The organism is Arthrobacter sp. Hb9-2, from assembly GCF_059091165.1.
In genome coordinates this window covers 1-23,987 of the sequence record NZ_JBNHGJ010000011.1, presented here as the reverse complement: position 1 = coordinate 23,987, position 23,987 = coordinate 1, and the positions used below count along the sequence as shown (strand labels likewise).

The following is a 23,987-nucleotide window of genomic DNA, read 5'->3' as shown; positions in this document are numbered from 1 at the left end:
TTCTACGCGCCCCATCCGGCTTGCTGGCCGCCTACGCGGTCCTCATTGATCTTCTTCTGGTAACCGCTGGCCTTGAACGCGGCCATCGGGTCCGCGGGCAGGCCGCGGGATTCACGCCACTCGGCCAGGACCGGCCGGACGTCGGTGTAGAACGCATCGTTGAAGATGCCATTGGCGGCCAGGACATCCCCGGCGCGCTGTGCCTCGGCCAGGGCTGCGGTATCCACCAGCAGCGCCCGGGCCGTCATTTCCTGCACGTTCAGGACCGACCGGATCTGGCCCGGGATCTTTTCCTCCAGGTTGTGGCACTGGTCCAGCATCAGCGCAACACCGGAATCCTTGCCGTAGCCGCCGCCACGGATCACCTCGTACATGATGCGGAACAGCTGGAACGGGTCCGCGGCACCCACAATGAGGTCGTCGTCGGCGTAGAAGCGGGAGTTGAAGTCGAAGGAGCCCAGCTTGCCCAGGCGCAGCAGCTGCATCACGATGAACTCGATGTTCGTGCCCGGGGCGTGGTGGCCGGTGTCCAGGCAGACGAACGCCTTCTCGCCCAGCGCGAGGGTCTGGGCGTAGGAGGTGCCCCAGTCCGGAACATCGGTGTGGTAGAAAGCCGGCTCGAAGAACTTGTACTCGAGAACCAGGCGCTGCTCGTCGCCCAGGGCGGCGTAGATCTCCTGCAGGGACTCGGCGAGGCGGTCCTGGCGGCCGCGGATGTCGTCCTGGCCCGGGTAGTTGGTGCCGTCCGCCAGCCAGATCTTCAGGTCCTTCGAGCCCGTGGCGTGCATAATCTCGATGCAGTCCAGGTGGTGGTCGATGGCCCGGCGCCGGACCGTCTCGTTGGACGAGGTCAGGGAACCGAACTTGTACTCATCATCCTGGAACGTGTTGGAGTTGATCGTGCCCAAACCAACACCCAGCCCTGCCGCGTACTCCTTCAGGGCGGCGTAGTCATCAACCTTGTCCCATGGGATGTGCAGCGCAACGGTGGGAGCCAGGCCGGTCAGTTCGTGGACCTTCGCCGCATCCGCAAGCTTTTCCTGCACGGTGCGCGGGGTGCCGGGCGTGCCGAACACCTTGAACCGCGTACCGGAATTTCCATAAGCCCACGAGGGGACCTCGATGGCAAGCTCCTCGAGCCTGCCCAGCGCCGTTGCTACGTCATTCATGATGGTTCTTTCCGGTGTCTGGTCTTGCTGTGGTCTGGTTGGTGTTGCAGTGTCCGGCGTGGCCCCGCTGCTGGAGCGCACAGTGCCTGGCCTGCACTGTCAGCGTGCAGCGGATTCTGCCGCCGCGAGCTGGCTGTCGAGGTTGAAGACTTCCTCAAGTACCTGGAACCCCTCATCGGGAGCCTGGTCCGTGTCTTCGAAAAGCTTGGCCATTTCCGCCTGCCAGCGGGCGTTTACGTCCGCGAGGGCCATGCGGGCCCGGGCTGCGTCGAAGTCGTCGCACTCCAGGTAACCGATCAGGAGTCCGTCCTCGCCGAGGAAAAGCGAGTAGTTGTTCCAACCGGAATCCTTGAGGGCCCGGAGCATCTCCGGCCACACGGCAGCGTGCCGCCGCCGGTATTCGTCGATCAGCGCCGGCTGGACCGAGGAACGGAAGCACACCCTCATTTGGAACTCTCCTGAACTTGCAGATCTTTGAATCGTTTCATTGTTACGATTCAAAGTACTCTTGAACGTGAGCAGGTGTCAAGCATTCCGGGACCTGTTCCTCACCAAGACCGGGAGGCATCTGCACTCGGCCCACCAGCACGGAGAATCATGAACCGCTCAGCCAGCATCAAGGACGTAGCCAACCACGCCAGTGTGGCGGTGGGCACTGTTTCGAATGTGCTGAACTACCCGGACAGAGTCTCGCAGCGGACCAAGGAACGGGTACTGCGTGCCATTGATGAACTAGGTTTCGTCCGCAATGATGCGGCACGCCAGCTCCGCGCCGGACACAGCCGCACCATCGGGCTCATCGTCCTGGACGTGGGAAACCCCTTCTTCACCTCCGTGGTGCGCGCCGCCGAGGATGCGGCCGCCCTCCAAGGCAGCGCCGTGCTGCTGGGCGACAGCGGCCACGACGCCGGCCGTGAGGCCAATTACATCGACCTGTTCCAGGAGCAGCGCGTCCAGGGGCTGCTCATTTCGCCCGTGGGCGACGTGACCGAGCGGCTGGACCTCCTCCGCGAGCGCGGCGTGCCCACGGTCCTCGTGGACCGGCTGGCTGACGAGGAGAAGTTCTCCTCCGTGGCCGTTGACGACGACGCCGGCGGCTACCTGGCTGCCAGGCACCTGCTGGACACCGGCCGCCGTCGGCTGGCCTTTGTGGGTGGCTCCACGTCCATCCGCCAGGTGGCTGACCGCCTCCAGGGAGCCCAGCGGGCAGTGAAGGAAGAACCGGACGCCACGCTTGAGGTGCTGGTCTCGGAAGGCCAGACTGTCCTGGCCGGCCGCAGCGTCGGCAACATGCTGGTGGAACGGGACCGCCGCGGGCTACCCGACGGGATCTTCTGCGCCAACGACCTCTTGGCGCTCGGCGTTATGCAGTCACTCACCATGACGCACACCTACCGGATCCCGGAGGACATCGCACTGATCGGCTATGACGACATCGACTTCGCAGTCTCCGCCGTGGTGCCCCTCTCCTCCATCCGGCAGCCAACCGAGGCCCTGGGCAGGACGGCCATCGAACTCCTGGCGGAAGAGGTTGAAGCCCAGCACGCGAGGCACCGCGCAGTCGTCTTCACCCCGGAACTGGTGGTGCGTCAGAGCACCGGGGGCGCGTCCGCTGACTGACCGGCCTCTGCACCGGAACGATTACCCGGCCTGCAGCAGCCAGGCCATGGATTCAGTCCTGGAGGTAAAGAAGCGGGTGGGGCAGGGCGGGACGTGGACGCCCAGGAAGAAGTTCGCCAGGATCCGGTCCACCGGACTGGAGCCGAGCAGCGCGATCCGGTTGGCGGCACAGGGGATGGAAAACACCGAACGCGCCGTCCTGGTGACATTTTCGGTGGTGGCCATGTCCACGAGCATCGGGTATGTCTTGTCCCCTGCTATCGCGTTGACGGCCGCCATCGCTGCCTGGGCGTCATGTTGTTCTATGCGGACCTGCGGCTCCCAGATAAGGTGGATGACACCGTCGGAACGCAACTCCACCGTGCCTTTGCCACCATCAACCATTAGAGGCTCCATGCCAAGTCTCCCTCCCAGTGCAGACTCCCCTATTCTGCTCCAACTTTGACCTGGCGGCGCTGCCTTCTGCTTTCACAGCCTTCCCACAGGCTTCCCGAACCGCAGGCACAGTGCGCCCCTGTATGAAAGAGACATGACACTTCGCGTGAGACGACCATCGGCCCTCATTGTCGTGCTGGGCATTGATGGTGCCGGCAAATCCACTGCCGCGCGCGAGGTGGCGGACCTTCTGCCCGGCACGCCGGTGCTGGTGCTCGGCAACTACTCGGGGAGGAAAACCATCGCCGGCCTGGCCCGGCGCTTCGCTGTACCCCTGCCCGTGCAGGTCGCGGATATTCTCGAAACCGCTGTGCGGGTCTTCAACGTTGTGCTCAATCACCTGCGTGCCCGGCGCTTTGACGGCCTGGTCATCATGGACCGGCATCTGTACTGCCAGCTGGCCCTGCGGAAAACCCGGGGCATCCGCCGCCACCGGATGCTGGAAGCCCTGCTGGGAAAGCTGCCGAAGGCCCAGGCTGTGGTCTACTTCGACATCCCGGCTGAGCAGGCGTACGAACGCATTGCCCTTCGGGGCGAGGACCAGGAAAGCCTTGAGGATCTCCAGAGGTTCCGGAAGGCCTACACGGAGCTGCCTTGGTACCCCGGATTCACTGTGGTTGATGCGGGCGGATCCACCAAAAACAGTGCCCTGCAGCTGCAGCGGGTCATCGCCAATGCCTTGGAATCTCCTGCCTCCCTGCCCTTGTGAGACCACACCGGAAATCCTTTGCGCCAAACACACTTACTGCTCTTGTGGGGTGGGGGTAGCAGAAGCAAGGATTGGTTATGGATGACCTGCGGCACAGAGCCAGACACCTGCTGCAGCGCAAGGACCTTGGCCTGATCGATCTCTGGATCCTCTACTGGAACCACGGCGGGCACTGCCATCCCTTCGATTTTGATGCCTTTATCCATGACGTACTTCCTGTCGCGTGGTTCGACCTGGATGCCCTTCAGTCGGCGGTGGAGGAACTGTCGCTGGAAGCCATCGCCTAGGTGTATTGACCTGAAAGGTAAGGGCCTCCGCCCTGCTGGGTGAACGAGGGAACGGCGGCCCCACGCGACGCAGCTTCCTGGTTGGCGCGGGAGCATTGGCAATGGCCGCAGCGCTCTCAGCCTGTTCGGGAGAAGAAATGGACCGTCCCAAAGAATCAACCCTGAACTTTGCTGCCCTGAGTGCCAGGCCGGGAAGCAAGCCGCGGCAAGCACCTGCCCCGGGCCAGCAGGGCCTGGGGCTGGAGGCTGTCCGGGACACCTTGCTCTACGTCCCGTCCGGGCTGCGGCCCGGCCAGCCGGCCCCGCTTATCCTCCTGCTGCACGGCGCAGGGGGTGAGGCCGCGGGAGGATTATCACTGCTGTCCGCCTTTGCCGAAACACACAAAATCGTCCTGGCGGCACCGGCTTCGCATGGCTCAACCTGGGACGGCGTCCGGGGTCCCCTCGGCCCCGACGTCCAGGTGATCAACCGGGCCATGGAGCGAGTTTTCAAACAGGTCTTCGTGGACCCGAACCGCATCGGTGTGGGTGGCTTTTCAGACGGCGCTTCCTACTCCCTGGCTATGGGCCTGGCCAATGGCGACCTCTTTTCCCGGGTGATCGCCTTCTCCCCGGGGTTTGTCCCGCCCGTCCCGCGCAACGGCAAACCCAGGGTCTTCGTTTCCCACGGAGACAGTGACGCCGTCCTGCCGATTGAGCGCACCAGCCGCCGGCTGGTGCCCGCACTTCAGGCCGAAGACTACGACGTCACCTACCGGGAGTTCCCGGGCCCGCACACGGTACCCGCAGCCATTGCCCAGGAAGCCATCGACTGGCTGGCCTGGCAAAAGTAACGAAACTGGACGCTAAACCTTTTCCACCACAAGGTTGCGGTAGGCGGCGCGGAGCGGTGCCATCTGCCTGAACCCCAAGTAGCCTCCGCCCAGCACCGTGTCCGATGGATCCTGCCAGTCAAGGAGCGGCAGCCCGTTGATGGAAAAGGCCACGTTCCGGCCGTCCTTCACAACTTCCATTCGGTAGAAATCCACGGCGTCCTCTGTTGGCGGCAATGGGTCCGCGCCCTGGGCCACCAGCTCGAAGCCGGCGCTCTTGCGGAGGTTGCAGGTCCGGAAAGCCCGCTCCGACTGGTACTTGTGCCGGAAATACGAGACGTGCAGGGCGTCCATGTCCCCCGAGTGGTACTGCGCGTAGTAGCCGGTCCGCGGCGTGAGTTCAGGGGAGAACAGATCCCGCCCGCCATGCCCGTTCGCAGCGAAAAACACCATGGCCAGCCCCGGTTCCTCAAGGGGGAGGAACTCCCAGCTGACCCGGATGCCGTCGGGAAACTCCTCCGGGCACCAGAACGTCCAGTGCGCGTGGTCCCCGAACTCCTCGTCATCCAGCGAGCCGGACAGCTCCAGGGCCCCTTCGCGGCTGCCCAGGCTCACGGGCCCTTCGCCTACCCAGTCCGCCACGTCCCCGGGACCGTTGAGCGGGTTGCTGTAAAGCACCTTCGTTCCCAGGCCGGCCGCTCCCACCTAGCCGCGCCCCGCCGTCGTACGTGCCAAACCCAACGGGGCCAGCCCCAACTCCTGAAGCTGCCCCGCAACGTGCTCTGCCACCACGGCTGCACCCTGCTGGGAGAAGTGTGTGTTGTCCGTCAGCCCGTCGGGCCAGTACGCATGTTCACCCGGTGCGAAGTGGCAGAAGAGGGATGCCGACTCCTCCCGCCCCAGCCGCACGTACAGCGCGCGGGTCCACGAGTTGAGGTCGATGACCGGCAGCCCCAGCTCCATGCCGATCTCCCGCACCACTTCCGGATAATCCTCGAGGCTCTCCTCCAAGGAAGCGTCCGACGACGGGCCAGCCAGGAAGTGCCGCCGCTCCACCGATGTGCACAGCACGGGCAGCGCCCCCAGGGCCCGGACCTCGGCCACCATCCTTTGCAGGTTGGCGGCATAACCCGTACGTGCCGCCAGGTGCGGCTTCTTTTGGTCGTTATGGCCGAACTGGATCAGCACCAGGTCGCCATGGGCTGCCTCCGCCAGAAGCTGGCCCCAGAGCCCCTCCTCCCGGAAGGACTCAGTGCTGGCGCCGCCCTTGGCGAAATTGTGCACGGCAGCCCAGGTGTAAATATGCGGGGGCAGTTTGGCTCCCCAGCCGCTCATGGGGTACTCGTGCGTGGGGCAGTTGGCGACCGTGGAATCTCCGGCAAGCAGGACTTTCATGGTGTGCTTTAGTGCTTTCTCTTGGTGCATCAGCCCTTGACGGAACCGATCAGCATGCCTTTGGCAAAGTGCTTTTGCAGGAACGGGTAAAAGATCAGGATGGGCAGGGTTGCCACCACGATGACGGCGAACTTGATGCCCTGCTCCGGCGGGATGTAGGCAGGATCCACGTTGCCGGTGCCCAGGAGGTCCGATGCTGCCGTGACCTGGCGCAGGTACATCTGCAGGGTCCATTTGGAGTTATCCGAGAGGTAGAGCAGCGGCGACATGAAGTCGTTCCAGATGCCCACGGCGTAGAACAGCGCGAACGTGGCCAGGACGGGCTTGGACAGCGGGAGCAGGATCCGCCAGAGGATCCCGATCTCGGTGGCGCCGTCCATCTTGGCCGATTCCTCCAGCTCCTGCGGGAGTTCCTGGAAGAAGTTCTTGATGATGATCAGGCTGAACGGGTTGATCGCCGCGGGCAGGATCAGGGCCCAGTAGGAGTTCAGCAGGCCCAGGTCCTTGACCAGCAGGAAGGTGGGGATCATGCCGCCGGAGAACACCATGGCGAAAACCACAAGGGACAGGATGACCTTGCGCCCGCGGAGGGTGCGTTTGGCCAGCGGGTAGGCCATGGTCACGGTGAATGCGAGCTGGATCAGGGTGCCGACGGCTGTGACCAGGACAGTGGTGACCAGCGCCCTGGTGAACGCAGGTGTGGAGAAAATGTACTCGTAGGAGCCCAGGGTGAACTGCTCCGGCCAGACGAAGAACGCACGCCGGGTGATTTCCGCTTCGGTGGCGAAGGATCCGGCCATCACGTAGATGAACGGCAGCAAGGTGATGATGCCGACCAGGGACAGGAACACGTAATTGGCAGCGTCGAAGATCCGCCCGCCGGTGGTGTTGTGGATTTTCATGGCTAGAACAGTCCGCTCTGGTTGAAGCGTTTGGCCAGGGCGTTGGTGCCGAAGATCAGCACGAGGCCCACCAGGGATTTGAAGAGCCCGACGGCGGTGGAGTAGCTGTAGGCGCCCTGCGTGATGCCGACAAAGTACACGTAGGTATCGAACACGTCGGCCGCGGAGCGGTTCAGGGCGTTGGTCATCAGGTAGATCTGCTCGAAGCCGGTGTTGAGCATCTGCCCGATGGCCAGGATCAGCATCACGATGATGGTGGACCGGATGCCGGGAAGCGTGATGTGCCAGACGCGGCGGAACCGGCCGGCGCCGTCGATGATCGCGGCCTCGTACTGGTCCTGGTCAACGGTGGCGAGCGCGGCGAGGAAGATGATGGTTCCCCAGCCGGTGTTCTTCCAGATCTCCTGCAACACAATCAGGGGACGGAACCAGTTGGGATCCGACAGGAAATCGATGTTCGTTCCCATCACCGAGTTCAGGAACAGGAACAGCGGGCCGAAGTCCAGGGCAAAGAGCAGGAAGCTCAACGAGGCAACGATGGTCCAGGACAAAAAGTGCGGGATATACACGAGGGTCTGGACGGTGCGCTTGAGGATCGAGAGCCGGACTTCATTCAGCAGCAGTGCCAGGACGATGGTCAGCGGGAACGCGATGCCAAGGTTCAGGAACGCCAGGATCAGGGTGTTGCCCAGCAGCCGCGGGAAGTCCGGGTTGGAGAAGAAGTCCCGGAAGTGCTGGAACCCCACCCACGGGCTGCCGTTGACGCCCAGGAACGGAACATAGTCCTTGAAAGCAATGCTGACCCCGTACATGGGCCCGTAACGGAAGATGGCAAAGTACACCACGCCGGGCAGCAGCAGCAGGTACAGCCACTTGTAGTGCGCGAAGTGGACGGAGAACCTTCCCCGCTTCCGGGGGGCGGACGCAGGAGGCTGCGCCCGCTCCCCGGCTTTGGTGGCAATGACAGGGGCTGTCATTTACTTGTTGTCCTGCCAGAGCTTGTTGATCTCTTCCTTGACCTTGTCGCCACCGCTGGTGTTCCACAGCTTAATGGCGTCCTTCAGGCCCTGCTCGTCGATCTGGCCGGCGAGGTACTTGATGCGGGCATCGGCAACGATGTTGTCCAGCTGCGCACCCTTGGAAACATAGGTGGCGGACACGTACGGGGCGGCCGGATTGTAGACGGCGCTCTTCAGGTCTTCGGCCATCACTTCGGTGCGCTTGTCGAAGACCTGCTGTTCGTACTCGCTGGCCTGCTTCACCGGGTAGAAGGTGTTTCCGGCAACGTTCATGCCGAGCTGTGCGTAGCTCTTGATGTCCGTGTTGACGGCTTTGGCTTCCTCGGTTTCAGGTTTGATGGTGGCAGCCTTGCCATCCTCCAGCGTGAAGTTCACGCCTTCGATGCCGTTGTTGAGCAGCACGGCCACGTCCTTGCCGTTCATGGTGTTCAGGAACTCCAGCACGGTCTTCAATTCAGCCTCGGTCCTGACGCTGGACTTGGGGATCGCCAGGAAGCCGGAGTAGCCGTCGGTAGGGTGGGCGTTTAGCTCGCCGTCCGGGCCTTCAAGGTTGCCGACGAAGCCCACCTTGTTGTCGAAGTTGTTCGGGTCTGCCTGCTTGAACAGGTTGATGAGGACGCTCACCCGGGAGTCGACGTCGACAATGATGCCGCCCTTGCCGTTCAGGAACGGCTCGTTCCACTTGGTGGGGTCGAACGTGGCAAAGTCCGGGTTGATGAGCTTCTCGTCCACCATCTTCTTGACGAACCGGTTGGCTTCCAGGAATTCCTCGGTCTCAAAGCTCGGGATCAGTTTCCCGTCCTTTTCGGTCCAGCGGTTGCCCGCGCCGTACCAGGTCTCGATGAAGTCGTACGGGCTGTTGGTTCCCAGGGCGCCCCACTTGGGGATGGTGATGCCCCAGGTGTCATTCTGGCCGTTGCCGTCCGGATCCTTTTCGGTGAATGCCTTGGCTACCTCGTACAGGTCCGCCGTGGTCTTGGGAGCCTCAAGCCCCAACTTGTCCAGCCAGTCCTGCCGGAACATCACGGCAGCACGCATGGGGGCGCGGCCGCGGTAAACGCCATAGACCTTGCCGTTGATGCTCGCGTTTTGCTGGATGTCCGGGAAGGTGGTCTTCAAATTCGGGTATTCAGCCAGCTTGTCCGTCAGGTCCCAGAAGGCACCGGCTTCGGCGTTCTTGACGAAACCGGGCGTTTTACCCTGGATGACCATCACGTGCGGGATCTCGGAGGATGCCAGGGTGATGTTGGTTTTGTCCTCGTAGGAGGCGTTGGGGGCCCACGTGATATTGACGTCCTTGCCAGCCAGCTCCTCGAGCTTCTTCTGGACGGCGCCGTCGGCGGAAGGCGGCTGCGCTTCAAGGAAGGGAGCCATGACGTTCACTGTGGAGAGGTCTGCGGACTGGGTTTCACCTCCGCCGCAGGCCGTCAGGGTGAGCGCCGTAGCGGTAACGACGGCGGCGGCCAGGGACATTCTTCTGCGGATCATTTTGTTCCTTTTCCACTTCTTCGGGGTCGGTTTTGCTGTCACCGCGCAGCGATGAGCCCGGGCAGCAGGAGGTCAGTTTTATGTTTAGGGCCGTGCGCTCAGCGCGCTGTCAGCGCCTGGTTATGCTGCAGACCGCTGGCAGCGGCCTGCAATTGCTCATAGGCGGCGGCCATGGAGTCATCGTTGGCGGTAAAGAAGCGGTCACACAGCCACCCGGTCAGGAACAGCCAGGCTCCGATGCTGAAGAACGGGATCAGGCCTGGGACGGCACCGCTCGCATAGGCCACGGCTGCAGAGACGAACAGCAGAATGACTGTGCCCGCGAGGTGGCGGAGGGCGAAGCGTGACGACATCAGGAAGTACTGGGGCAGGGGAAGGTGGTACCGGGCAAACATGGGGAACAGGTAGCACACCGCGCCGGCAACGAAGATGGCTCCGACAAAGGTTGCAGCGGCTGCCAACTGGGACAACAGTCCATCCGAGCCGGAAAAGTAGTTCCAGTTCATGGCGAGGGCCACGGCCACCCCCATGACGGGGAGGGCCAGGGCGTTGCCGCGGACAAGATTGCGGCGGTACTCGTGGGCAAAGCCGGGCAGCAGGCGCGCGGCGTCACCCTTGGCCCTCTTGCGGACCAGGATTTGCGCTGCTGCGGTGGCAGGCCCCGCACCCAGGACACCAAGGCCCAGGACGGTGAAGGCGAGCCACAGCATGTTCAGGCAAGCGACCCAAAGGAGTGTGTCAAAGAACGAGTATGCCCGGGCGCTCCACGACGACGTTGACATGGCACGGCTCCCTTCGGTTCTCTATCGTTGCAGAAACGAAGACCGGAGTGGTCCACGTCACGTAAGTAATCGGTTTCTCGAAAATCTAGACCCCTGCCATGGGCGGGTCAAGCTAGTTTTTGAATCGTTACATAAGTGGACGGCAAGCCTGCGCGTGGCGCACACTGGAAGGCGGAAAGCGCTTGCCATCATGCGCTTGCAGGAACTCATGCCCTGTCCGGGCGGAATGGAGCACCATGGGAACGCCAGCCGGCACCGTCGCCGGGACCCACCAGCCCCGGGACCTCACTACCTCCGCGGGAGCCAGCGCGCAGCCAGCCGGCGAGCCTGGGGCGGAGCAGTCCGGCAGCCGTGCTTCCAGGGTGGCGCTGGTAGGTGTCCACGGCTTCGGCACCCACCACTTGCGGAACCTTGAGCGCCTCCAGGCGGCCGGCGTCGTCGACCTTGTTGCCGTTGCTGACCCCAATCCCCCTGAGCCGGGTTCGGTCCCCGCAACGACGCACGTTTTTCCTGGGCTGGCTGAATTGCTTTCGGAGACCGGCGGGCTTGACCTCATCATTGTCGCCACCCCCATCCAGACCCATGCCCCGCTGGGCCTCGCAGCACTGGCCACCGCCGCCGACCTCTATCTGGAGAAGCCGCCGGTCGCGTCACTCGCGGACTTCACCAAGCTTTGCGACGCTGCCGAAGCCTATGGGCGCAGCGTCCAGATCGGCTTCCAGAGCCTGGGTTCCCACGCACTGCAGGCGATCGGGAAGCTGCTCGCCGACGGAACCATTGGCAGGCTGGAGGGTATCTCGGCAACCGGCCGCTGGGTGCGGGACCGGGCCTACTACAAGCGGTCACGCTGGGCCGGCAAACGCACCATCGACGGTGTGGACGTGGTGGACGGCGTGGCCACCAACCCCCTTGCGCATGCGGTGGCAACAGCCCTTCGGATTGCGGGAGCACGCACTACTGCGGACATCGCTTCGATTGAGACCGAGCTTTACCGTGCAAACGACATCGAGTCCGATGACACCTCGGTGATCCGGATCCGCACCAGCTCGGGGCTGCCCATCACCTGCGCACTGACACTGTGCGCCGCCGAATCCGTGGAACCCTACGTGACCCTGCAAGGCTCGAAGGGCACCGCCGTCTTCCACTACACGGAGGACCGGCTCACGGTGGAAACTGCCGAGGGCCGCTCCGAGGAAGTCTTCGGCCGGGATGACCTGACCGAAAACCTGCTGGTCCACCGCAACAGCGGAGCACCGCTCATCAGCCCGCTCCTGGACAGCGGCGCTTTTATGCTCGTCCTGGAAGCTATCCGGACCGCTCCGCTGCCGGCCCCCATCGACGAGGCATACCTCCGGTGGGAGGGCGAGGGAGATGCGGCGCACGCTGTGCTTCTCGGCATCGAGGATGCCCTGGAACGCGCCGCCGGGCAGCACGCCACCTTTAGCGAACTCGGGCTCCCTTGGGCCGGTACCGCCCCGCACGTCTTCACCCTGCCGGTTTCCTGAATGCCCCGCACCCCAGCTGCAAAGCCGGTAATTTCCGTGATTGCGCGCGGGCAGCTGCAGGCCAACCGCCTGCTGACGGACGGGCTCTTCCCCTGTCTTACGGCGGGAGCACGCCCCTCGTTCAGCTGGCAGCTCGTACAGCCCGAGGAATCGGATCCGTCCCGTGCCATGCACACCGGCTACGAGATCGTGGTGCAGGACGCCGCAGGGTCCCGGGTGTGGAATTCGGGCCAGGTTGCTTCCGACTGCCCCGTCTCTGCTGCCTATAAGGGACCAGCGCTCGACGACGACGCGGACTATGTGTGGCGGGTCCGGGTGTGGGACGCGGCGGGCCTGCCGGGAGCCTGGTCGAAACCGCAGCAGTTCAGCACCGGCCTCTCGGACGCCGGGTGGGGAGCAGACTGGGTGCACCGCGCTCCGGGTGGCCACGCTCCGCTGGAGGTCCTGGACGGGGCGCTGCGCGTAGCCGGCACACCCTTCCTGCCCATCCCATGCCCTCCGCTTCGCGCTTTTCGGCTGCGGGCGCGCGTGAGGCCAATGATGGGCGGGGCCGGTGTCATCGTCCGGAGCTCCGGCCCCGGGACGGGGCTGCTGCTGGAACTCGATGCCGGCGGCGGCCTGGTGCTTCGCCGGGCCGCCGAGTGGGAAATTCCCATATATTCGGCCCCCGCCACCGAGGTCCTGGCCAGTTCCCAGGCCAGCCCGGCGACCACCGGGTGGCGGGACCTGGACGTCACGGACGACGGCGACGCCATTACTGTGGCCGTGGACGGCATCGAACTCCTGGCCTGGAAGGAGCCGGCAGCTCCCGGCGCGCAGGGCCGGCTGGCCCTTCACCAGGGGCCCCGCAGCCAGGCGGAATATTTGTCGCTTCACGTCACAGACACCTCCAACGGAAAACCCGGCGACCTGCTGCTCGACCATCAGTTCGGCGCCGGCACCGATCTTGCCCGCGCTAACCTCGCCCACTGGGCCGGCACCACGGCACGCCGCCAGCCGGACGAGTGGACGCTGTTCAGCAGCACCATCAGGCTCACAGGCACGGTGGCCAGGGCCCGTCTCTTTATGGCGGCGAACCATCACGCAGAGCTCTCCCTGGGCGGCACCAAATGCCTCAGCACCACGTCCTTTGGCTACCCGGGCGAAGGGTATTACGACGCCGCGGACGTCACCGGACTGCTCACCGGGCTTTCGGACGGCACGGCGGGCACCTCGGCACGGCCGCAGGACGTAGAGGTGCCGCTGACAGCGCTGCTGCACTGGTACGGACCCGGGCAGGGCCGCGCCGCCGGCCTCCCCGGGCTGCTGGTCCGCATCAGTGTTGACTATGCTGACGGCCGGCGCGAGGTCTTTGCGTCAGGCCCGGACTGGCTGGCATCCGAGGCGCCCTACCGCCAGTCGGGCTACCGCAATGACGAGGGCGACCCCGTGGAGCATCTGGACGGCCTGGCCGCAGCTGCCCTGCCCGCCGTCGAACAGATGCCGCCCGCCTTGAGCTACGGCAGCCACCCTTGCCCTGAGTTCCCGGCCCTGCATCCGCGGCGGACGGTGCTGGCGGAAGAGTTCGCGGCGCCGCAGGCGTTCCTGACCGCCGACGACGGAACGCTGGTGGCGGACTTCGGCCAGGTCATTCCCGGCCGCCCCGAGGTGGACTTCCTCAACGGCATCCCCGGCCGTACCCTCATGATCCGGGCGGGTTACGTCCTTTGCGCCGACGGCAGGGTGGACACCGGCAAGACCGCCAGCCAGAACACCGACATGTCCTTCCCCTACACCCAGGCCGCGGGGCCGCAGCAGTACCGGGCTACGGTGCACCTGGGCTTCCGGTACCTTGAGCTGCCCGGCGTGGACGCCGCGGACCTGTCCAGGGTCGGTGCCGTGGTGGTCCACGGCCGGCACCCCGGCGAGGGTACGTTCAGCAGTTCCGATGCCACGCTGAATGACGTATTCCGGCTGCTGCGGGATTCGGCGCTCTACGGAGTGCAGGAGCAGTTCGTGGACACGCCCACCCGGGAGAAGGGCCAGTTCCTGGCCGACGCCGTCAATATCTCCTATGCCACCATGGCCCTCTTCGGCGAACGCGCCTACACCGCCCAGGCTCTACGGGAGTTCGGCTGGTCGGCTGCCCGCTACTGGACCGACGGATCAGACAAAGGCCGCTACAACGCCGTCTACCCCAACGGGGACGGAAAACGGGACATCCCCGATTTCTCGCTGATGATCCCGGAGTGGGCCGAGGAGTACCACCGCCGGACCGGTGACCTGGCATTGGTCAGGGAGCTGCTGCCGCATCTCCGTGACACGGCGGACTACGCCTTGCGGTACATCCCGGCAGAAGGCCCGACGGCGGGACTGGTCACCCAACTGGGTGGCGGCTCCGGCCCGTACCTCCACGGCATCGTGGACTGGCCGGCCCCGGGCCGCTTCGGCTACGACATGGACTGCGCCGCCAAGACCACCGTCAATTCCCAGGCCTACTCCGCCCTCATCTCAACGTCCCGGCTCTGTGCCCTTGCCGGGCAGGAGGATACCGCTGTTGAGTACGCCCGGCGGGCCCGCACCCTGGCAGGGGCCATCCGTACCCGCCTCCGCGTGGACGGTGTGATGGTGGACGGCCTCCTCGCCGACGGCACACCCAGCTCCCACGCCTCCCAGCACGCCACCTCGTTCCCGCTGTCGTTGGGGATCACCGGCACTGAGCACGCCAGGGCTGATGCCCTGCGAATCGCCGGCATGGGCATGCGGCAGGGACCCCTGACGGTGCACCGGTTGGTCCGGGCGCTGCTGTCCCAAGGCCTCGCCGATGCCGTCCTGGACCTGCTCACGAACAAGGACCAGCCCGGATGGGCGCGGCTCCTGGAGCGCGGCGCAACCTTCACCTGGGAGGCCTGGGACCTGGCGGAAGGCACGGACTACAGCCAGTCACATGCTTGGTCCGCCTCCGTGGTCAAAGAGATCCTCGAGCACCTGCTCGGCGTCCGCTACGCCTCGGCCGGCGGCCGTGAACTCCTGATCGAACCGCCGCTGTGCCGGCTGGAGCATGCCCGCGGCACCGTTCCGGGAGGCAACGGCGACGTGGAAGTCAGCTGGAGCCGGGACAGCGGGCTGGTGCGCCTGGAATGCACCGTCCCGGCCGGCGTTACTGCGGTCGTCCGGCTGCCGGCCGGCACCTACGGAATCAAGGGACCGACGCCGGATGCCGCCGTCGTTCTTTCCACTGCGGAAGGCGGGGCTGCTGACGCCTGGAACGCCCGGGCCGCGCATCCTAGAAGGGATTTCAGGGTGCACGCCGGGAACTGGACGTTCACGCCCGGCAGCTGATTCCTCCGCTTGAGTGGGCCGGGCCCCTAGCCCCTTTGTTTCCGGGCGTTGAGCCAGAGCAGCACACCGATCACTGCTGCGGACAGCATGCCCAGCGCACCGGTGGTCACGAGTCCGAGCCGTACGCCGAACTGCTCGGTCAGCCAGCCGGCCAGCAGGCCGCCCAGGGCATGTCCTCCCAGCAGCAGTGGCAGGTACAAAGCCATCACCCTGCCGCGGATCTCCGGGCCGGCCTCCAGCTGCACGGCGGTGGCGGCACTGGTCAGGAACAGCAAGGTCATCAGGCCCACCACCACCAGCATGACAACGAAGAGGATGAGGGTGGGCATCAGGGCCGCCACCAGCTGGGAGAAGCCGAAGAGGCCTGCAGCCAGCACGATCCCCTTCCGGCCCAGGCTCCGGAGGCGGGCGGCGAGCAACGCACCGGCCAGTGCTCCGATGGCACTGACGGTGTTGAACAGCCCGAACCCTTCAACGCCGTTGTGCCATACCCGTTCGGCAAAGGCGGCCAGCACCACGGGCCCGTTCATGCCGAACATCCCCAGGAGTCCGGCCAAGGCAATGACCAGCAGCAGCGAAGGCCGTTCCCGGACGTAGCGGAACCCGGCCAGGAGCTGGCCCCTCCCCCGTTCCGCAGGGATGCTCGGGTGCAGCTCGGCCGGCCGGATAGCGGCGATCAGGCAAAGCACCAGCAGGCACAGCAGTGAGTTCGCGGCGAACGCTGCGGCCGATCCCACTTGTGCAATGACGATTCCAGCCAGCGCAGGCCCGGCCATGGCGCCAAGCTGGCCGATGGCATTGTTGATGCCGATTGCCGGCCTGAGTGCGGCGTCGCCCACTACTTCGTTGACGAACACCTGGCTGGCGGGCTGGTTGATGGCCGACGTTACGCCAAGCGCTACGCAACTGGCGTAGACGGCCCAGACGGTGACGGTTCCAGTCGCGGCCCACACGGCCAGGGCCAGGGCCAGGAAGGCTATGACGGCCTGGCAGACCATCATGATCCGGCGCTTGGGAAACATGTCCACCAGCAAGCCGCTGAGGGGTCCCACGATCAGCATTGGCAGGAACTGCAGTGCCACCGCCACACCTACGGCGGCCGGGCTGCCGGTGAGCTGCAGCACCAGCCAGTCCTGGGCCAGCCGTTGCATCCATACCCCTACACTGCCGGTGAACACCAGGACCAGGAAGAGCCTGTAGTTGCGCTGCTTGAGGGGCTGGTACCAAGGAGGCTGGCTCTTCGTCGAGCGGAGGGACTGTTCGGAACGCTGGCGGTCGGAAGACACGTCGGACTCAACTCACATTAGTGACGGGCAGAACCGGGAAATGTTTGCAGCTTGCGGGAGTTGCCCGCCGCTGGTGGAACTCAGTACTGAGGGGCCTGATAATTCAGGAGCGGGTGGAGCGCAGTTTGACCGCAGCAGCGGCGAGGATCAGGGTGCCGGGAACCACCACGAACAGTGCTGCCAGCATCCAGACAAACACCACGGCCCCGAAGAGCGCGGCGGCCAGCAGGAGGGACCCAGTCCAGTCCTTTAGCGACAGGGCCTGGCCAGTCTCGAGCGAGGAGCGCCAGGCGCTGCGGGCGTCGGCGCGGGAGCCGGTGAAGTCGGACCACGCGGCGGCGGTGCGGAGGAGCACAATGGCTGCGGCAGCAGCCAGGATCAGGGTTGCCGGCAGCACCACTTCCCGGCCCGGCAGCTGCCCTACCCAAGCGAGCAAAAGGTTAAGGACAATCACGACGGCGGCTGCCGCCGTCGTGATTCCTAGCCTCCAGCTGCCCGGCAGGGCAGCCGTGAACGTGCCCCACAGGCCGCGGACGGAATCGTCCCGGCCGGAGAGGTGCCGTTCCAGATGGGCGATCCCCGCCGCATAGGCGGCGGGGATCGTCACCAGCGGAATGGACAGCACCAGCACCAGCACCCCGGCCAGGAGGGTCTCGGAGAACAACGCGAAGCGGTTGACCGGGACGGGCTCGTGGTGGTTGGGGGCGGGTGTGGTGCTGTCCATGACGCTCATTTTCTGTATCGGCTTCCGGGCGTCAGCCCTTGAGGCCCTGGGTGGAGACGCCTTCAACAATGTACCGCTGGAAGACCAGGAAGAAGATCAGCACCGGCAGCAGGGCCAGGACGGACATGGCGATCATTGCACCGTAGTCCGAGCTCTGGGTCTGGTCCACGAACAGTCGCAAAGCCAGGGGCAGCGGGTACTTGTCCGGGGTGTTCAAGTAGAGCAGCGGGCCCAGGAAGTCGTTCCAGCTCCAGATGAAGGAGAAGATCGACGTGGAGATCAGGGCCGGCTTCATCAGGGGCAACATGATGGAGGTGAAGATCCGGACGTGGCCGGCGCCGTCGATCCTGGCGGCCTCGTCCAGCTCGCCTGGCAGGTTGCGCATGAACTGGACCATCAGGAACACGAAGAACGCGTCAGCGGCCAGGAACTTGCCGATCAGCAGCGGCACGTAGGTATCCACCAGGCCAAGCTGCTGGAACACGATGTACTGCGGGATGATCACCACGTGGAACGGCAGGAGCAGGGTTGCGATCATCATGCCAAAGAAGACGCTGCGGCCCGGGAACTTGATCCTGGCGAAAGCGTACGCTGACACGCTGGCCGAGAGGACGGTTCCCACCACTGCACCAATAGCCAGGATCAGCGAGTTGGTGAAGAACTGCAGCGTGGACACGCCACCGATGCCTTCCATCGCGGTGACGAAGTTGTTGAAGCTGAAGTTGTTGGACCACAGCGACGTGTTCGCTCCGCCAATCTCGGCATTCGGCTTGAACGAGGAGGCGATCATCCACAAACCCGGGTACAGGACCACGGCCGTCAGGGCGAGGGCCACCGCGTGGAAGAGGGTGCTCTTGGCGCGCTTGGCCCCTGCCGATTCTGACTTGGGGTTGTAATTCAGCACCTGTGCGTCCGGGGCGGACTGGGTGGGAGTTGCCGTGGTTGTCATTTTGCATCACCGCTGTAGTGGACCCAGGACTTGGACGTGCGGAAGAAGATCAGGGTAATGATGCCGACGACGATCACCAGCAGCCAGGCCATCGCCGAAGCGTAGCCCATCCGGAAGTCGCTGAAGCCCCGCAGGTACAGGTAGAGGGTGTAGAAGAGGGTGGAGCCGGCAGGGCCGCCTTCACCGTTGGAGATGATGTAGGCCGAGGCGAAAATCTGGAACGCGTGGATGGTTTCCATCAGCAGGTTGAAGAAGATCACCGGGGAAAGCATGGGCCAGGTGATGTTGAAGAACTTCCGCACCGGGCCAGCGCCATCCATGGATGCGGCTTCGTAGAGATCGGCCGGGATCTGCTTCAAGCCGGCGAGGAAGATCACCATCGGGGCGCCGAACTGCCAGACGGTCAGCAGGATGAACATGGGCATGGTCATGGAAGGGTTGCCCACCCAGCCGCCGATGTTGATTCCGAAGAAGGACAGGCCCTGGTCCACCGGGCCGGAATCGCCGAACATGGCTTTCCAGACGATGGCGATGGAAACGGACGCGCCGATCAGGGACGGGGCGTAGAACGCTGAGCGGTAGAAACCCTGGCCGCGGCGCTTGCTGTTCAGCAGCATCGCCACTGCCAGTGCTGCGGCGAGCTTGAGCGGGGTACCGAAAACCACGTAACCGACGGTGACGCCCACCGACTGCAGGAACCGTTCGTCCTGGAAGAGGGTGGTGTAGTTGTCCAGGCCGATCCACTTGGGCGGATCGAACAGATTGTAGTTGGTGAAGGACAGGTAGAGCGAGGAAATCATGGGCCCAACAGTGAGGGCGATGAATCCCAGCAGCCAGGGCAGCAGGAAGGTGTAGCCGGCGCGGGCATCCGCCCCGCGCTGCCGCGACTTGCGCGGCAGCGGGGAGTCGGACTGTGCCGAACGCCTGCTCAATGTTGGGCTTTGAGTCACGAGTTCAATCCGTCAGTTGTGAAAGCCTGAATCAGGCGTTCTGCTTGATGAGGTCTTCGGCTTCCTTGAACCATGCGTCGGCTGCGCCGTCGATGGTCAGCTTGCCGTAGTTCAGGTCCGAGCTGACGCGCTTGAAGGAAGCCTCGAGGGTACCGAAGCCCACGATGGGCGGCTCGGGAGCGTCCTTGAGGTACTGCTCGATGGACTTTTCGTAATCCACCACGAGCTTGTCGGTGCCTTCGAAGGTGGTGCCGTCGCGCTGGGTCTTCGACGCCGGAACACCGCGGGAGGTCTTGAAGATTTGGCCAACCTCGGGATCGTTGACCATAAAGTCGATGAAGCGGGCAGCGGCATCCTTGAACTTCGTCTTGGCGCTGGCAACCATGAGCATGGAGGGCTTGAGGAACAGGCCCAGGTTGTCCGCGTCGTCCGAGGGCGGCGGGACCAGCTTGAGTTCCTTGGCGCCGCTGTCCGCGAGGTAGCCGGCCATGAAGTTGTCCCAAGTGACTTCGGTGGCGGTGACGTTTGAGCCGAAGGGAGACTTCGGGGCCAACTGGGTGACGCGCTCTTCGGTGATGATGGCCGGGGTGCCGCGCAGGCCCGCCGTCGTGTTCCACCACTTCTTCATGTCGTCCTTGGTGAAGCCGAGCTTGCCGTCTTCGGTGAAGGCCTCGATGTTGTTCTGGCGCAGCCAGATGTTGAACATCCACCAAACACCGGTGTAGTCGGTGGAGCCGAAGATCGCGCTGTTGCTCTTGGTGCCAACCTCGGTCAGGAAGTCGTTGAATTCCTTGTAGCTCCACTTACCGGTGGGCTCCGCGATGCCCAGGGACCCCAGCTTGGCGGGATCGTAATAGACGGCGAAGGCGTTGGTGCTGGTGGGGATGCCGTAGGTCTTGCCCCTGATCTGGCCTGAAGGCAGGAGGGACTTATCAAAGGCGTCGGTGTTGATGTTCACGGTGCCCAGGTCCAGGAGCTGGTTGCGCTGGCCGTAGTCGCGCAGGTAGGAGAGGTCCCACTGCATCACGTCCGGCAGGCCGCCGCCGGCTGCTTCGGTGGCACGCTTCTGCCAGTAGCCGGCGAAGTCGGTGAAGTTGCCGTTGACCTTGATGTCCGGGTTTTTCGACTCGAACAGGGCGATCGCCTTGCGGGTACGCTCGGCGCGGTCGTCGTTGCCCCACCAGGTGTAGTTGATGGTCACGGGGTTCTCGGCGGAGCCGGTTTCTCCGGCGCTGGTGCTGGAGCCTGTTCCACAGGCCGCCAGAGCGGCGGCAGATGCGGTGCCGACGGCTACGGTGGTGAGGAAATGCCTTCTGTTAATCATGAGAGCCTCCTTGCTCGATGTGTGCAATCCCAGTCGCTCACCCTACAACGTGAGTAGTGAGCTGGCTTACACGGCTTCTGAAACGATACAATATCGGCATTCCCGGAAATGGGCAAGCGTTTTCCAAAGATCTGGTTTTCGAGCCAGTTCCATCTTCCCAGCAGACAAAGGAGTCCCATGACTTTGCAGGAAACCCCAAGCCCGGCCAGCGTCTGGAACAACATCGAAGGTATTGCGTACGGCGGCGACTACAACCCCGAACAGTGGCCGGTCAGCGTCCGGCTGGAGGACCTGGAGCTGATGCAGGAAGCGGGGGTGAGCTTCCTCAGCGTGGGGATCTTCTCCTGGGCCCTGCTGGAGCCGGAAGAGGGCAAGTACCGCTTCGACTGGCTGGACGAGGTGCTGGACAACCTGGCGGGAATCGGCGTCAAGGTAGCCCTGGCAACTGCGACGGCCGCTCCCCCTGCCTGGCTGGTACGCAAGCACCCGGAAATCCTGCCTGTCACGGCGGACGGAACCGTGCTGGGACTGGGCTCGCGGCGGCACTACACGCCGTCGTCGGCCGTTTACCGCCGCTACGCGACCGGCATCACGCGGGTGCTGGCGGAGCGATACAAGGACCATCCGGCCCTTGCCCTCTGGCATGTGGACAACGAGTTGGGCTGCCACGTCTCGGAGTTTTATGGTGAAGAAGACGCGGCAGCCTTCCGGCTCTGGCTTGAGCGGCGGTACGGGAGCATCGATGCCCTGAACGCTGCCTGGGGTACGGCGTTCTGGTCCCAGAACTATGCCTCGTTCGCGGAAATCCTGCCGCCGGGCGTTGCGCCTTCGACGTTGAACCCGGGCCAGCAGCTGGACTTCCAGCGCTTCAACTCCTGGGCGTTGATGGACTACTACCGGGACCTCGTTGCCGTCCTGCGCGAGGTCACTCCCGGGGTGCCGTGCACCACCAACCTGATGGCATCCAGCGCCACGAAGTCGATGGACTACTTCGACTGGGCCAAGGACCTGGATGTCATCGCCAACGATCACTACCTTGTTGCGGCCGATCCCGAACGGCAGATCGAACTCGCTTTCAGCGCTGACCTTACCCGCGGCATTGCGGGAGGTGACCCGTGGATCCTGATGGAACATTCGACGTCGGCCGTCAACTGGCAGCCGCGCAACCAGCCCAAGATGCCCGGTGAAATGCTGCGCAACTCGCTGGCCCACGTGGCGCGGGGCGCTGACGCTGTGATGTTTTTCCAGTGGCGGCAGAGCTTCGCCGGCTCGGAGAAGTTCCACTCTGCGATGGTGCCGCATGGGGGCCGGGACACGCGCGTGTGGCGCGAGGTGGTTGACCTGGGTGCGGCCCTGAAGCGACTGGCTCCGGTGCGTGGTTCGCGGGTGGAATCACGCGTGGCTATTGTGTTCGACTACGAGGCCTGGTGGGCGGGCGAAATCGACTCCAAGCCCAGCCAGGATGTGAAGTACCTGGACCTGCTGCGGGCCTTCCACCGGTCGCTTTTCCTGCGGGGAGTGTCCGTGGACATGGTGCACCCGTCGGCGTCGCTTGAGGGTTACGACCTTGTCCTGGTGTGCACCCTGTACTCGGTCACCGACGAAGCCGCAGCCAATATTGCTGCTGCCGCCTCTGCCGGTGCCACAGTTCTGGTGAGCTACTTCAGCGGGATTGTGGACGACAAGGACCACGTGCGGCTGGGCGGCTACCCGGGTGCATTCCGCGAACTGCTGGGCGTGCGCGTGGAGGAGTTCCATCCCCTGCTGGCGGGCGGGCAGCTGAAATTGAGCGACGGCAGCGTCTCTTCTATCTGGAGCGAGCACGTCCACCTGACGGGCGCCGAAGCGGTCCAGACTTTCACGGAGTATCCACTGGAGGGCATACCGTCCCTGACCCGGCGGGCGGTGGGTGAAGGGGCCGCGTGGTACCTCGCCACGTTCCCGGATCGGGACGGCATCGAGGCGGTCGTGGACCGGTTGCTCGAGGAGTCAGGCATTGGGCCCGTTACAACGGCCGATCCCGGGGTGGAGTTGACGCGCCGGCGTTCTGCCGATGGCCGCAGCTTCCTGTTCGCCATCAACCACTCGCGGACGTCCGGGGCTGTCCAGGCCGCCGGCGTTGATCTGCTCTCCGGCCAGCCGTTCGACGGGGTTGTGCCTGCAGGCAGTGTTGTGGTGGTAGCGGAGGACTGACCTCCATTTATCAGGGCGCCGCTTCAGCGCGGCGCCCTGAGGCTTGACGTGCGTACGACGGCGGCGCCTCCCTTGGCGCCCCGTCGCACCTTATTGCGGCTGGGCACCGCACCACGGGAACGCTTCGCTGTTTGCGGCTTGGCGCGTTGCTGCCGCCGCGTTTTCCACATACAGCTTTTATCAGCAGTTTTTGTCAGACCCTGCTGGAAGACTTTGTTCATGGAAGCGGTTCAGGAGTTGGCAGAAGTAAGCGGGGCGAGGAACGTTGGCGTACCGTCGGTTGCCGTTCTTGGGGAGGCCCCTTCCGCTGTCCCGCCGCGAGCCGGACTAGGGGACGCCCATCCTGTTGTCCCATCCGTTGCCGTTATCCGGGAGGCCCTGGCCGCCGTGCCGATTTGTGCTGATGGTGCGGGCATGATTGATCAGATTCGCCAGTTTGAGGATGTGAAGGTCTTGGCGGCGGCGCGGCAGGCCGAGATCACTGTTGCTTTTGACCTGCACCAACGGCGGGAGCAGGCCGCTGCCGGGGTCCCTGCCCAGGAGCTGGGTGCCGGGGTCGGTACCCAAGTGGCGTTAGCGCGGCGGGAGTCCCCGGCGCGGGGAGGCCGGCTGCTGGGCCTGGCCAAGGCACTGAGGGAGATGCCCCGCACGTTTGAGGCTTTCCGGTCTGGGCGCCTGAATGAGTGGCGGACCACGCTGCTGGTGAAGGAAACCGTATGCTTGTCGGTCGAGGACCGGCAGGCCGTGGACGACGAGCTCGCCGCGGACACCGGCACCCTTGACGGGTGTGGGGACCGCGCCATCGTTTCCGCCGTCCGTGCCGCAGCGTACCGGCGGGACCCCCGGTCTGTCGCGAAGCGGGCTTCCCATACCGTCCCAGAGCGAACCGTCAGCCTGCGCCCTGCGCCCGACACCATGGCTTACCTGACGGCACTGGTTCCGGTCGCGCAGGGCGTCGCCGCCTACGCAGCCCTCACCCGCGATGCCGACGCACTTAAGTCTTCTGGCGATGAACGTCCTAAGGGCGCGATCATGGCCGACGCCCTCGTCGAACGCGTCACCGGCACCCCGGGCGGGATCAACGGGGTCGAGATCCAGCTTGTGATGACCGACCGCA

At 64.6% G+C, this 23,987-nt stretch carries 22 protein-coding genes; 8 read left to right on the top strand and 14 right to left on the bottom strand.

Translation table 11 applies throughout. The annotated features are described in order from the left end of the window. Nucleotides 1-2: 2 nt before the first annotated feature. Nucleotides 3-1,169, bottom strand: coding sequence for an L-rhamnose isomerase (gene rhaI / locus AC5RV1_RS08445; protein WP_493994177.1), 1,167 nt, complete (start codon nucleotides 1,167-1,169; stop codon nucleotides 3-5). 99 nt (nucleotides 1,170-1,268) lie between these two features. After that, nucleotides 1,269-1,616 carry an L-rhamnose mutarotase gene (locus AC5RV1_RS08440; RefSeq protein WP_493947147.1) on the bottom strand — a complete coding sequence of 116 codons (348 nt, stop codon included), beginning with the start codon at nucleotides 1,614-1,616 and terminating at the stop codon, nucleotides 1,269-1,271. A 150-nt stretch (nucleotides 1,617-1,766) separates the two neighbouring features. Between AC5RV1_RS08440 and AC5RV1_RS08435 the strand changes: the two genes are divergently transcribed. Continuing rightward, on the top strand, nucleotides 1,767-2,789 hold the full coding sequence (locus tag AC5RV1_RS08435) for a LacI family DNA-binding transcriptional regulator (RefSeq protein WP_493947148.1): 1,023 nt from the start codon (nucleotides 1,767-1,769) through the stop codon (nucleotides 2,787-2,789). A gap of 21 nt (nucleotides 2,790-2,810) precedes the next feature. Here the strand turns inward: AC5RV1_RS08435 and AC5RV1_RS08430 are convergent, their stop codons facing one another. Continuing rightward, on the bottom strand, nucleotides 2,811-3,185 hold the full coding sequence (locus AC5RV1_RS08430; RefSeq protein WP_493947149.1) for a DUF7793 family protein: 375 nt from the start codon (nucleotides 3,183-3,185) through the stop codon (nucleotides 2,811-2,813). 133 nt (nucleotides 3,186-3,318) lie between these two features. Here AC5RV1_RS08430 and AC5RV1_RS08425 point away from each other — a divergent pair, with 133 nt between their 5' ends. From AC5RV1_RS08425 to AC5RV1_RS08415, 3 genes are all read left to right on the top strand, one after another. After that, nucleotides 3,319-3,933, top strand: coding sequence for an AAA family ATPase (locus AC5RV1_RS08425; protein WP_493947150.1), 615 nt, complete (start codon nucleotides 3,319-3,321; stop codon nucleotides 3,931-3,933). Between the two features lie 77 nt (nucleotides 3,934-4,010). Further along, nucleotides 4,011-4,220 carry a hypothetical protein gene (locus tag AC5RV1_RS08420; protein ID WP_458781085.1) on the top strand — a complete coding sequence of 70 codons (210 nt, stop codon included), beginning with the start codon at nucleotides 4,011-4,013 and terminating at the stop codon, nucleotides 4,218-4,220. Nucleotides 4,221-4,357: 137 nt separating this feature from the next. Continuing rightward, nucleotides 4,358-5,053: an alpha/beta hydrolase gene (locus tag AC5RV1_RS08415; protein ID WP_493994176.1), complete on the top strand. Its 696-nt coding sequence runs from the start codon at nucleotides 4,358-4,360 to the stop codon at nucleotides 5,051-5,053. Nucleotides 5,054-5,065: 12 nt separating this feature from the next. On the opposite strand, the gene AC5RV1_RS08410 is transcribed toward AC5RV1_RS08415, so the two are convergent. The 6 genes from AC5RV1_RS08410 to AC5RV1_RS08385 all read right to left on the bottom strand — a co-directional run bounded on the left by AC5RV1_RS08410 (nucleotide 5,066) and on the right by AC5RV1_RS08385 (nucleotide 10,618). Then, the gene (locus AC5RV1_RS08410; protein WP_493994175.1) at nucleotides 5,066-5,710 is read right to left on the bottom strand and encodes a DUF1961 family protein; all 645 of its coding nucleotides are present in this window, start codon (nucleotides 5,708-5,710) and stop codon (nucleotides 5,066-5,068) included. Between the two features lie 27 nt (nucleotides 5,711-5,737). Beyond that, nucleotides 5,738-6,427, bottom strand: a complete 690-nt coding sequence (locus AC5RV1_RS08405) for a rhamnogalacturonan acetylesterase (RefSeq protein ID WP_493994228.1) — start codon at nucleotides 6,425-6,427, stop codon at nucleotides 5,738-5,740. A gap of 29 nt (nucleotides 6,428-6,456) precedes the next feature. Next, the gene (locus AC5RV1_RS08400; RefSeq protein ID WP_461172442.1) at nucleotides 6,457-7,329 is read right to left on the bottom strand and encodes a carbohydrate ABC transporter permease; all 873 of its coding nucleotides are present in this window, start codon (nucleotides 7,327-7,329) and stop codon (nucleotides 6,457-6,459) included. Between the two features lie 2 nt (nucleotides 7,330-7,331). Continuing rightward, nucleotides 7,332-8,306 carry an ABC transporter permease gene (locus tag AC5RV1_RS08395; protein WP_493994174.1) on the bottom strand — a complete coding sequence of 325 codons (975 nt, stop codon included), beginning with the start codon at nucleotides 8,304-8,306 and terminating at the stop codon, nucleotides 7,332-7,334. Further along, on the bottom strand, nucleotides 8,307-9,836 hold the full coding sequence (locus AC5RV1_RS08390) for an extracellular solute-binding protein (RefSeq protein WP_493947155.1): 1,530 nt from the start codon (nucleotides 9,834-9,836) through the stop codon (nucleotides 8,307-8,309). It abuts the gene before it with no gap. 98 nt (nucleotides 9,837-9,934) lie between these two features. Beyond that, a complete protein-coding gene (locus AC5RV1_RS08385) occupies nucleotides 9,935-10,618 on the bottom strand; it encodes a YesL family protein (protein ID WP_493947156.1) in 684 nt (227 codons plus the stop codon). 236 nt (nucleotides 10,619-10,854) lie between these two features. Between AC5RV1_RS08385 and AC5RV1_RS08380 the strand changes: the two genes are divergently transcribed. Then, nucleotides 10,855-12,123 carry a Gfo/Idh/MocA family protein gene (locus tag AC5RV1_RS08380; protein WP_493994173.1) on the top strand — a complete coding sequence of 423 codons (1,269 nt, stop codon included), beginning with the start codon at nucleotides 10,855-10,857 and terminating at the stop codon, nucleotides 12,121-12,123. Continuing rightward, complete coding sequence (locus AC5RV1_RS08375) at nucleotides 12,124-15,444, top strand: family 78 glycoside hydrolase catalytic domain (protein ID WP_493994172.1); 3,321 nt, start codon at nucleotides 12,124-12,126, stop codon at nucleotides 15,442-15,444. A 26-nt stretch (nucleotides 15,445-15,470) separates the two neighbouring features. On the opposite strand, the gene AC5RV1_RS08370 is transcribed toward AC5RV1_RS08375, so the two are convergent. The 5 genes from AC5RV1_RS08370 to AC5RV1_RS08350 all read right to left on the bottom strand — a co-directional run bounded on the left by AC5RV1_RS08370 (nucleotide 15,471) and on the right by AC5RV1_RS08350 (nucleotide 20,677). After that, a complete protein-coding gene (locus tag AC5RV1_RS08370) occupies nucleotides 15,471-16,730 on the bottom strand; it encodes an MFS transporter (protein WP_493994171.1) in 1,260 nt (419 codons plus the stop codon). Between the two features lie 103 nt (nucleotides 16,731-16,833). Beyond that, nucleotides 16,834-17,463 carry a Poxvirus protein I5 gene (locus AC5RV1_RS08365; protein WP_493947160.1) on the bottom strand — a complete coding sequence of 210 codons (630 nt, stop codon included), beginning with the start codon at nucleotides 17,461-17,463 and terminating at the stop codon, nucleotides 16,834-16,836. A gap of 22 nt (nucleotides 17,464-17,485) precedes the next feature. Next, nucleotides 17,486-18,403: a carbohydrate ABC transporter permease gene (locus tag AC5RV1_RS08360; protein ID WP_493994170.1), complete on the bottom strand. Its 918-nt coding sequence runs from the start codon at nucleotides 18,401-18,403 to the stop codon at nucleotides 17,486-17,488. Further along, a complete protein-coding gene (locus tag AC5RV1_RS08355) occupies nucleotides 18,400-19,353 on the bottom strand; it encodes a carbohydrate ABC transporter permease (protein WP_493947162.1) in 954 nt (317 codons plus the stop codon). Before AC5RV1_RS08355 ends, AC5RV1_RS08360 begins: the two co-directional genes overlap by 4 nt. Before the next feature lie 31 nt (nucleotides 19,354-19,384). Beyond that, nucleotides 19,385-20,677, bottom strand: coding sequence for an ABC transporter substrate-binding protein (locus AC5RV1_RS08350; RefSeq protein ID WP_493994169.1), 1,293 nt, complete (start codon nucleotides 20,675-20,677; stop codon nucleotides 19,385-19,387). A 177-nt stretch (nucleotides 20,678-20,854) separates the two neighbouring features. Here AC5RV1_RS08350 and AC5RV1_RS08345 point away from each other — a divergent pair, with 177 nt between their 5' ends. Together AC5RV1_RS08345 and AC5RV1_RS08340 are read left to right on the top strand one after the other, a co-directional pair. Further along, on the top strand, nucleotides 20,855-22,870 hold the full coding sequence (locus tag AC5RV1_RS08345; RefSeq protein WP_493994168.1) for a beta-galactosidase: 2,016 nt from the start codon (nucleotides 20,855-20,857) through the stop codon (nucleotides 22,868-22,870). Nucleotides 22,871-23,284: 414 nt separating this feature from the next. Next, nucleotides 23,285-23,987, top strand: a 703-nt coding sequence (locus AC5RV1_RS08340; RefSeq protein WP_493994167.1) for a 13E12 repeat family protein, incomplete at its 3' end; no start/stop codon positions are given.

What these genes read in the sequence shown, in the direction of transcription:
- AC5RV1_RS08430 (WP_493947149.1), bottom strand. Translation starts at nt 3,185, where the DNA reads ATGGAGCCTCTAATGGTTGATGGTGGCAAAGGCACGGTGGAGTTGCGT.
- AC5RV1_RS08350 (WP_493994169.1), bottom strand. Translation starts at nt 20,677, where the DNA reads ATGATTAACAGAAGGCATTTCCTCACCACCGTAGCCGTCGGCACCGCA.
- AC5RV1_RS08365 (WP_493947160.1), bottom strand. Translation starts at nt 17,463, where the DNA reads ATGAGCGTCATGGACAGCACCACACCCGCCCCCAACCACCACGAGCCC.
- AC5RV1_RS08435 (WP_493947148.1), top strand. Translation starts at nt 1,767, where the DNA reads ATGAACCGCTCAGCCAGCATCAAGGACGTAGCCAACCACGCCAGTGTG.
- AC5RV1_RS08395 (WP_493994174.1), bottom strand. Translation starts at nt 8,306, where the DNA reads ATGACAGCCCCTGTCATTGCCACCAAAGCCGGGGAGCGGGCGCAGCCT.
- AC5RV1_RS08440 (WP_493947147.1), bottom strand. Translation starts at nt 1,616, where the DNA reads ATGAGGGTGTGCTTCCGTTCCTCGGTCCAGCCGGCGCTGATCGACGAA.
- AC5RV1_RS08380 (WP_493994173.1), top strand. Translation starts at nt 10,855, where the DNA reads ATGGGAACGCCAGCCGGCACCGTCGCCGGGACCCACCAGCCCCGGGAC.
- AC5RV1_RS08400 (WP_461172442.1), bottom strand. Translation starts at nt 7,329, where the DNA reads ATGAAAATCCACAACACCACCGGCGGGCGGATCTTCGACGCTGCCAAT.
- AC5RV1_RS08345 (WP_493994168.1), top strand. Translation starts at nt 20,855, where the DNA reads ATGACTTTGCAGGAAACCCCAAGCCCGGCCAGCGTCTGGAACAACATC.
- AC5RV1_RS08425 (WP_493947150.1), top strand. Translation starts at nt 3,319, where the DNA reads ATGACACTTCGCGTGAGACGACCATCGGCCCTCATTGTCGTGCTGGGC.
- rhaI (WP_493994177.1), bottom strand. Translation starts at nt 1,169, where the DNA reads ATGAATGACGTAGCAACGGCGCTGGGCAGGCTCGAGGAGCTTGCCATC.
- AC5RV1_RS08360 (WP_493994170.1), bottom strand. Translation starts at nt 18,403, where the DNA reads ATGACAACCACGGCAACTCCCACCCAGTCCGCCCCGGACGCACAGGTG.
- AC5RV1_RS08385 (WP_493947156.1), bottom strand. Translation starts at nt 10,618, where the DNA reads ATGTCAACGTCGTCGTGGAGCGCCCGGGCATACTCGTTCTTTGACACA.
- AC5RV1_RS08390 (WP_493947155.1), bottom strand. Translation starts at nt 9,836, where the DNA reads ATGATCCGCAGAAGAATGTCCCTGGCCGCCGCCGTCGTTACCGCTACG.
- AC5RV1_RS08420 (WP_458781085.1), top strand. Translation starts at nt 4,011, where the DNA reads ATGGATGACCTGCGGCACAGAGCCAGACACCTGCTGCAGCGCAAGGAC.
- AC5RV1_RS08405 (WP_493994228.1), bottom strand. Translation starts at nt 6,427, where the DNA reads ATGAAAGTCCTGCTTGCCGGAGATTCCACGGTCGCCAACTGCCCCACG.
- AC5RV1_RS08375 (WP_493994172.1), top strand. Translation starts at nt 12,124, where the DNA reads ATGCCCCGCACCCCAGCTGCAAAGCCGGTAATTTCCGTGATTGCGCGC.
- AC5RV1_RS08415 (WP_493994176.1), top strand. Translation starts at nt 4,358, where the DNA reads ATGGACCGTCCCAAAGAATCAACCCTGAACTTTGCTGCCCTGAGTGCC.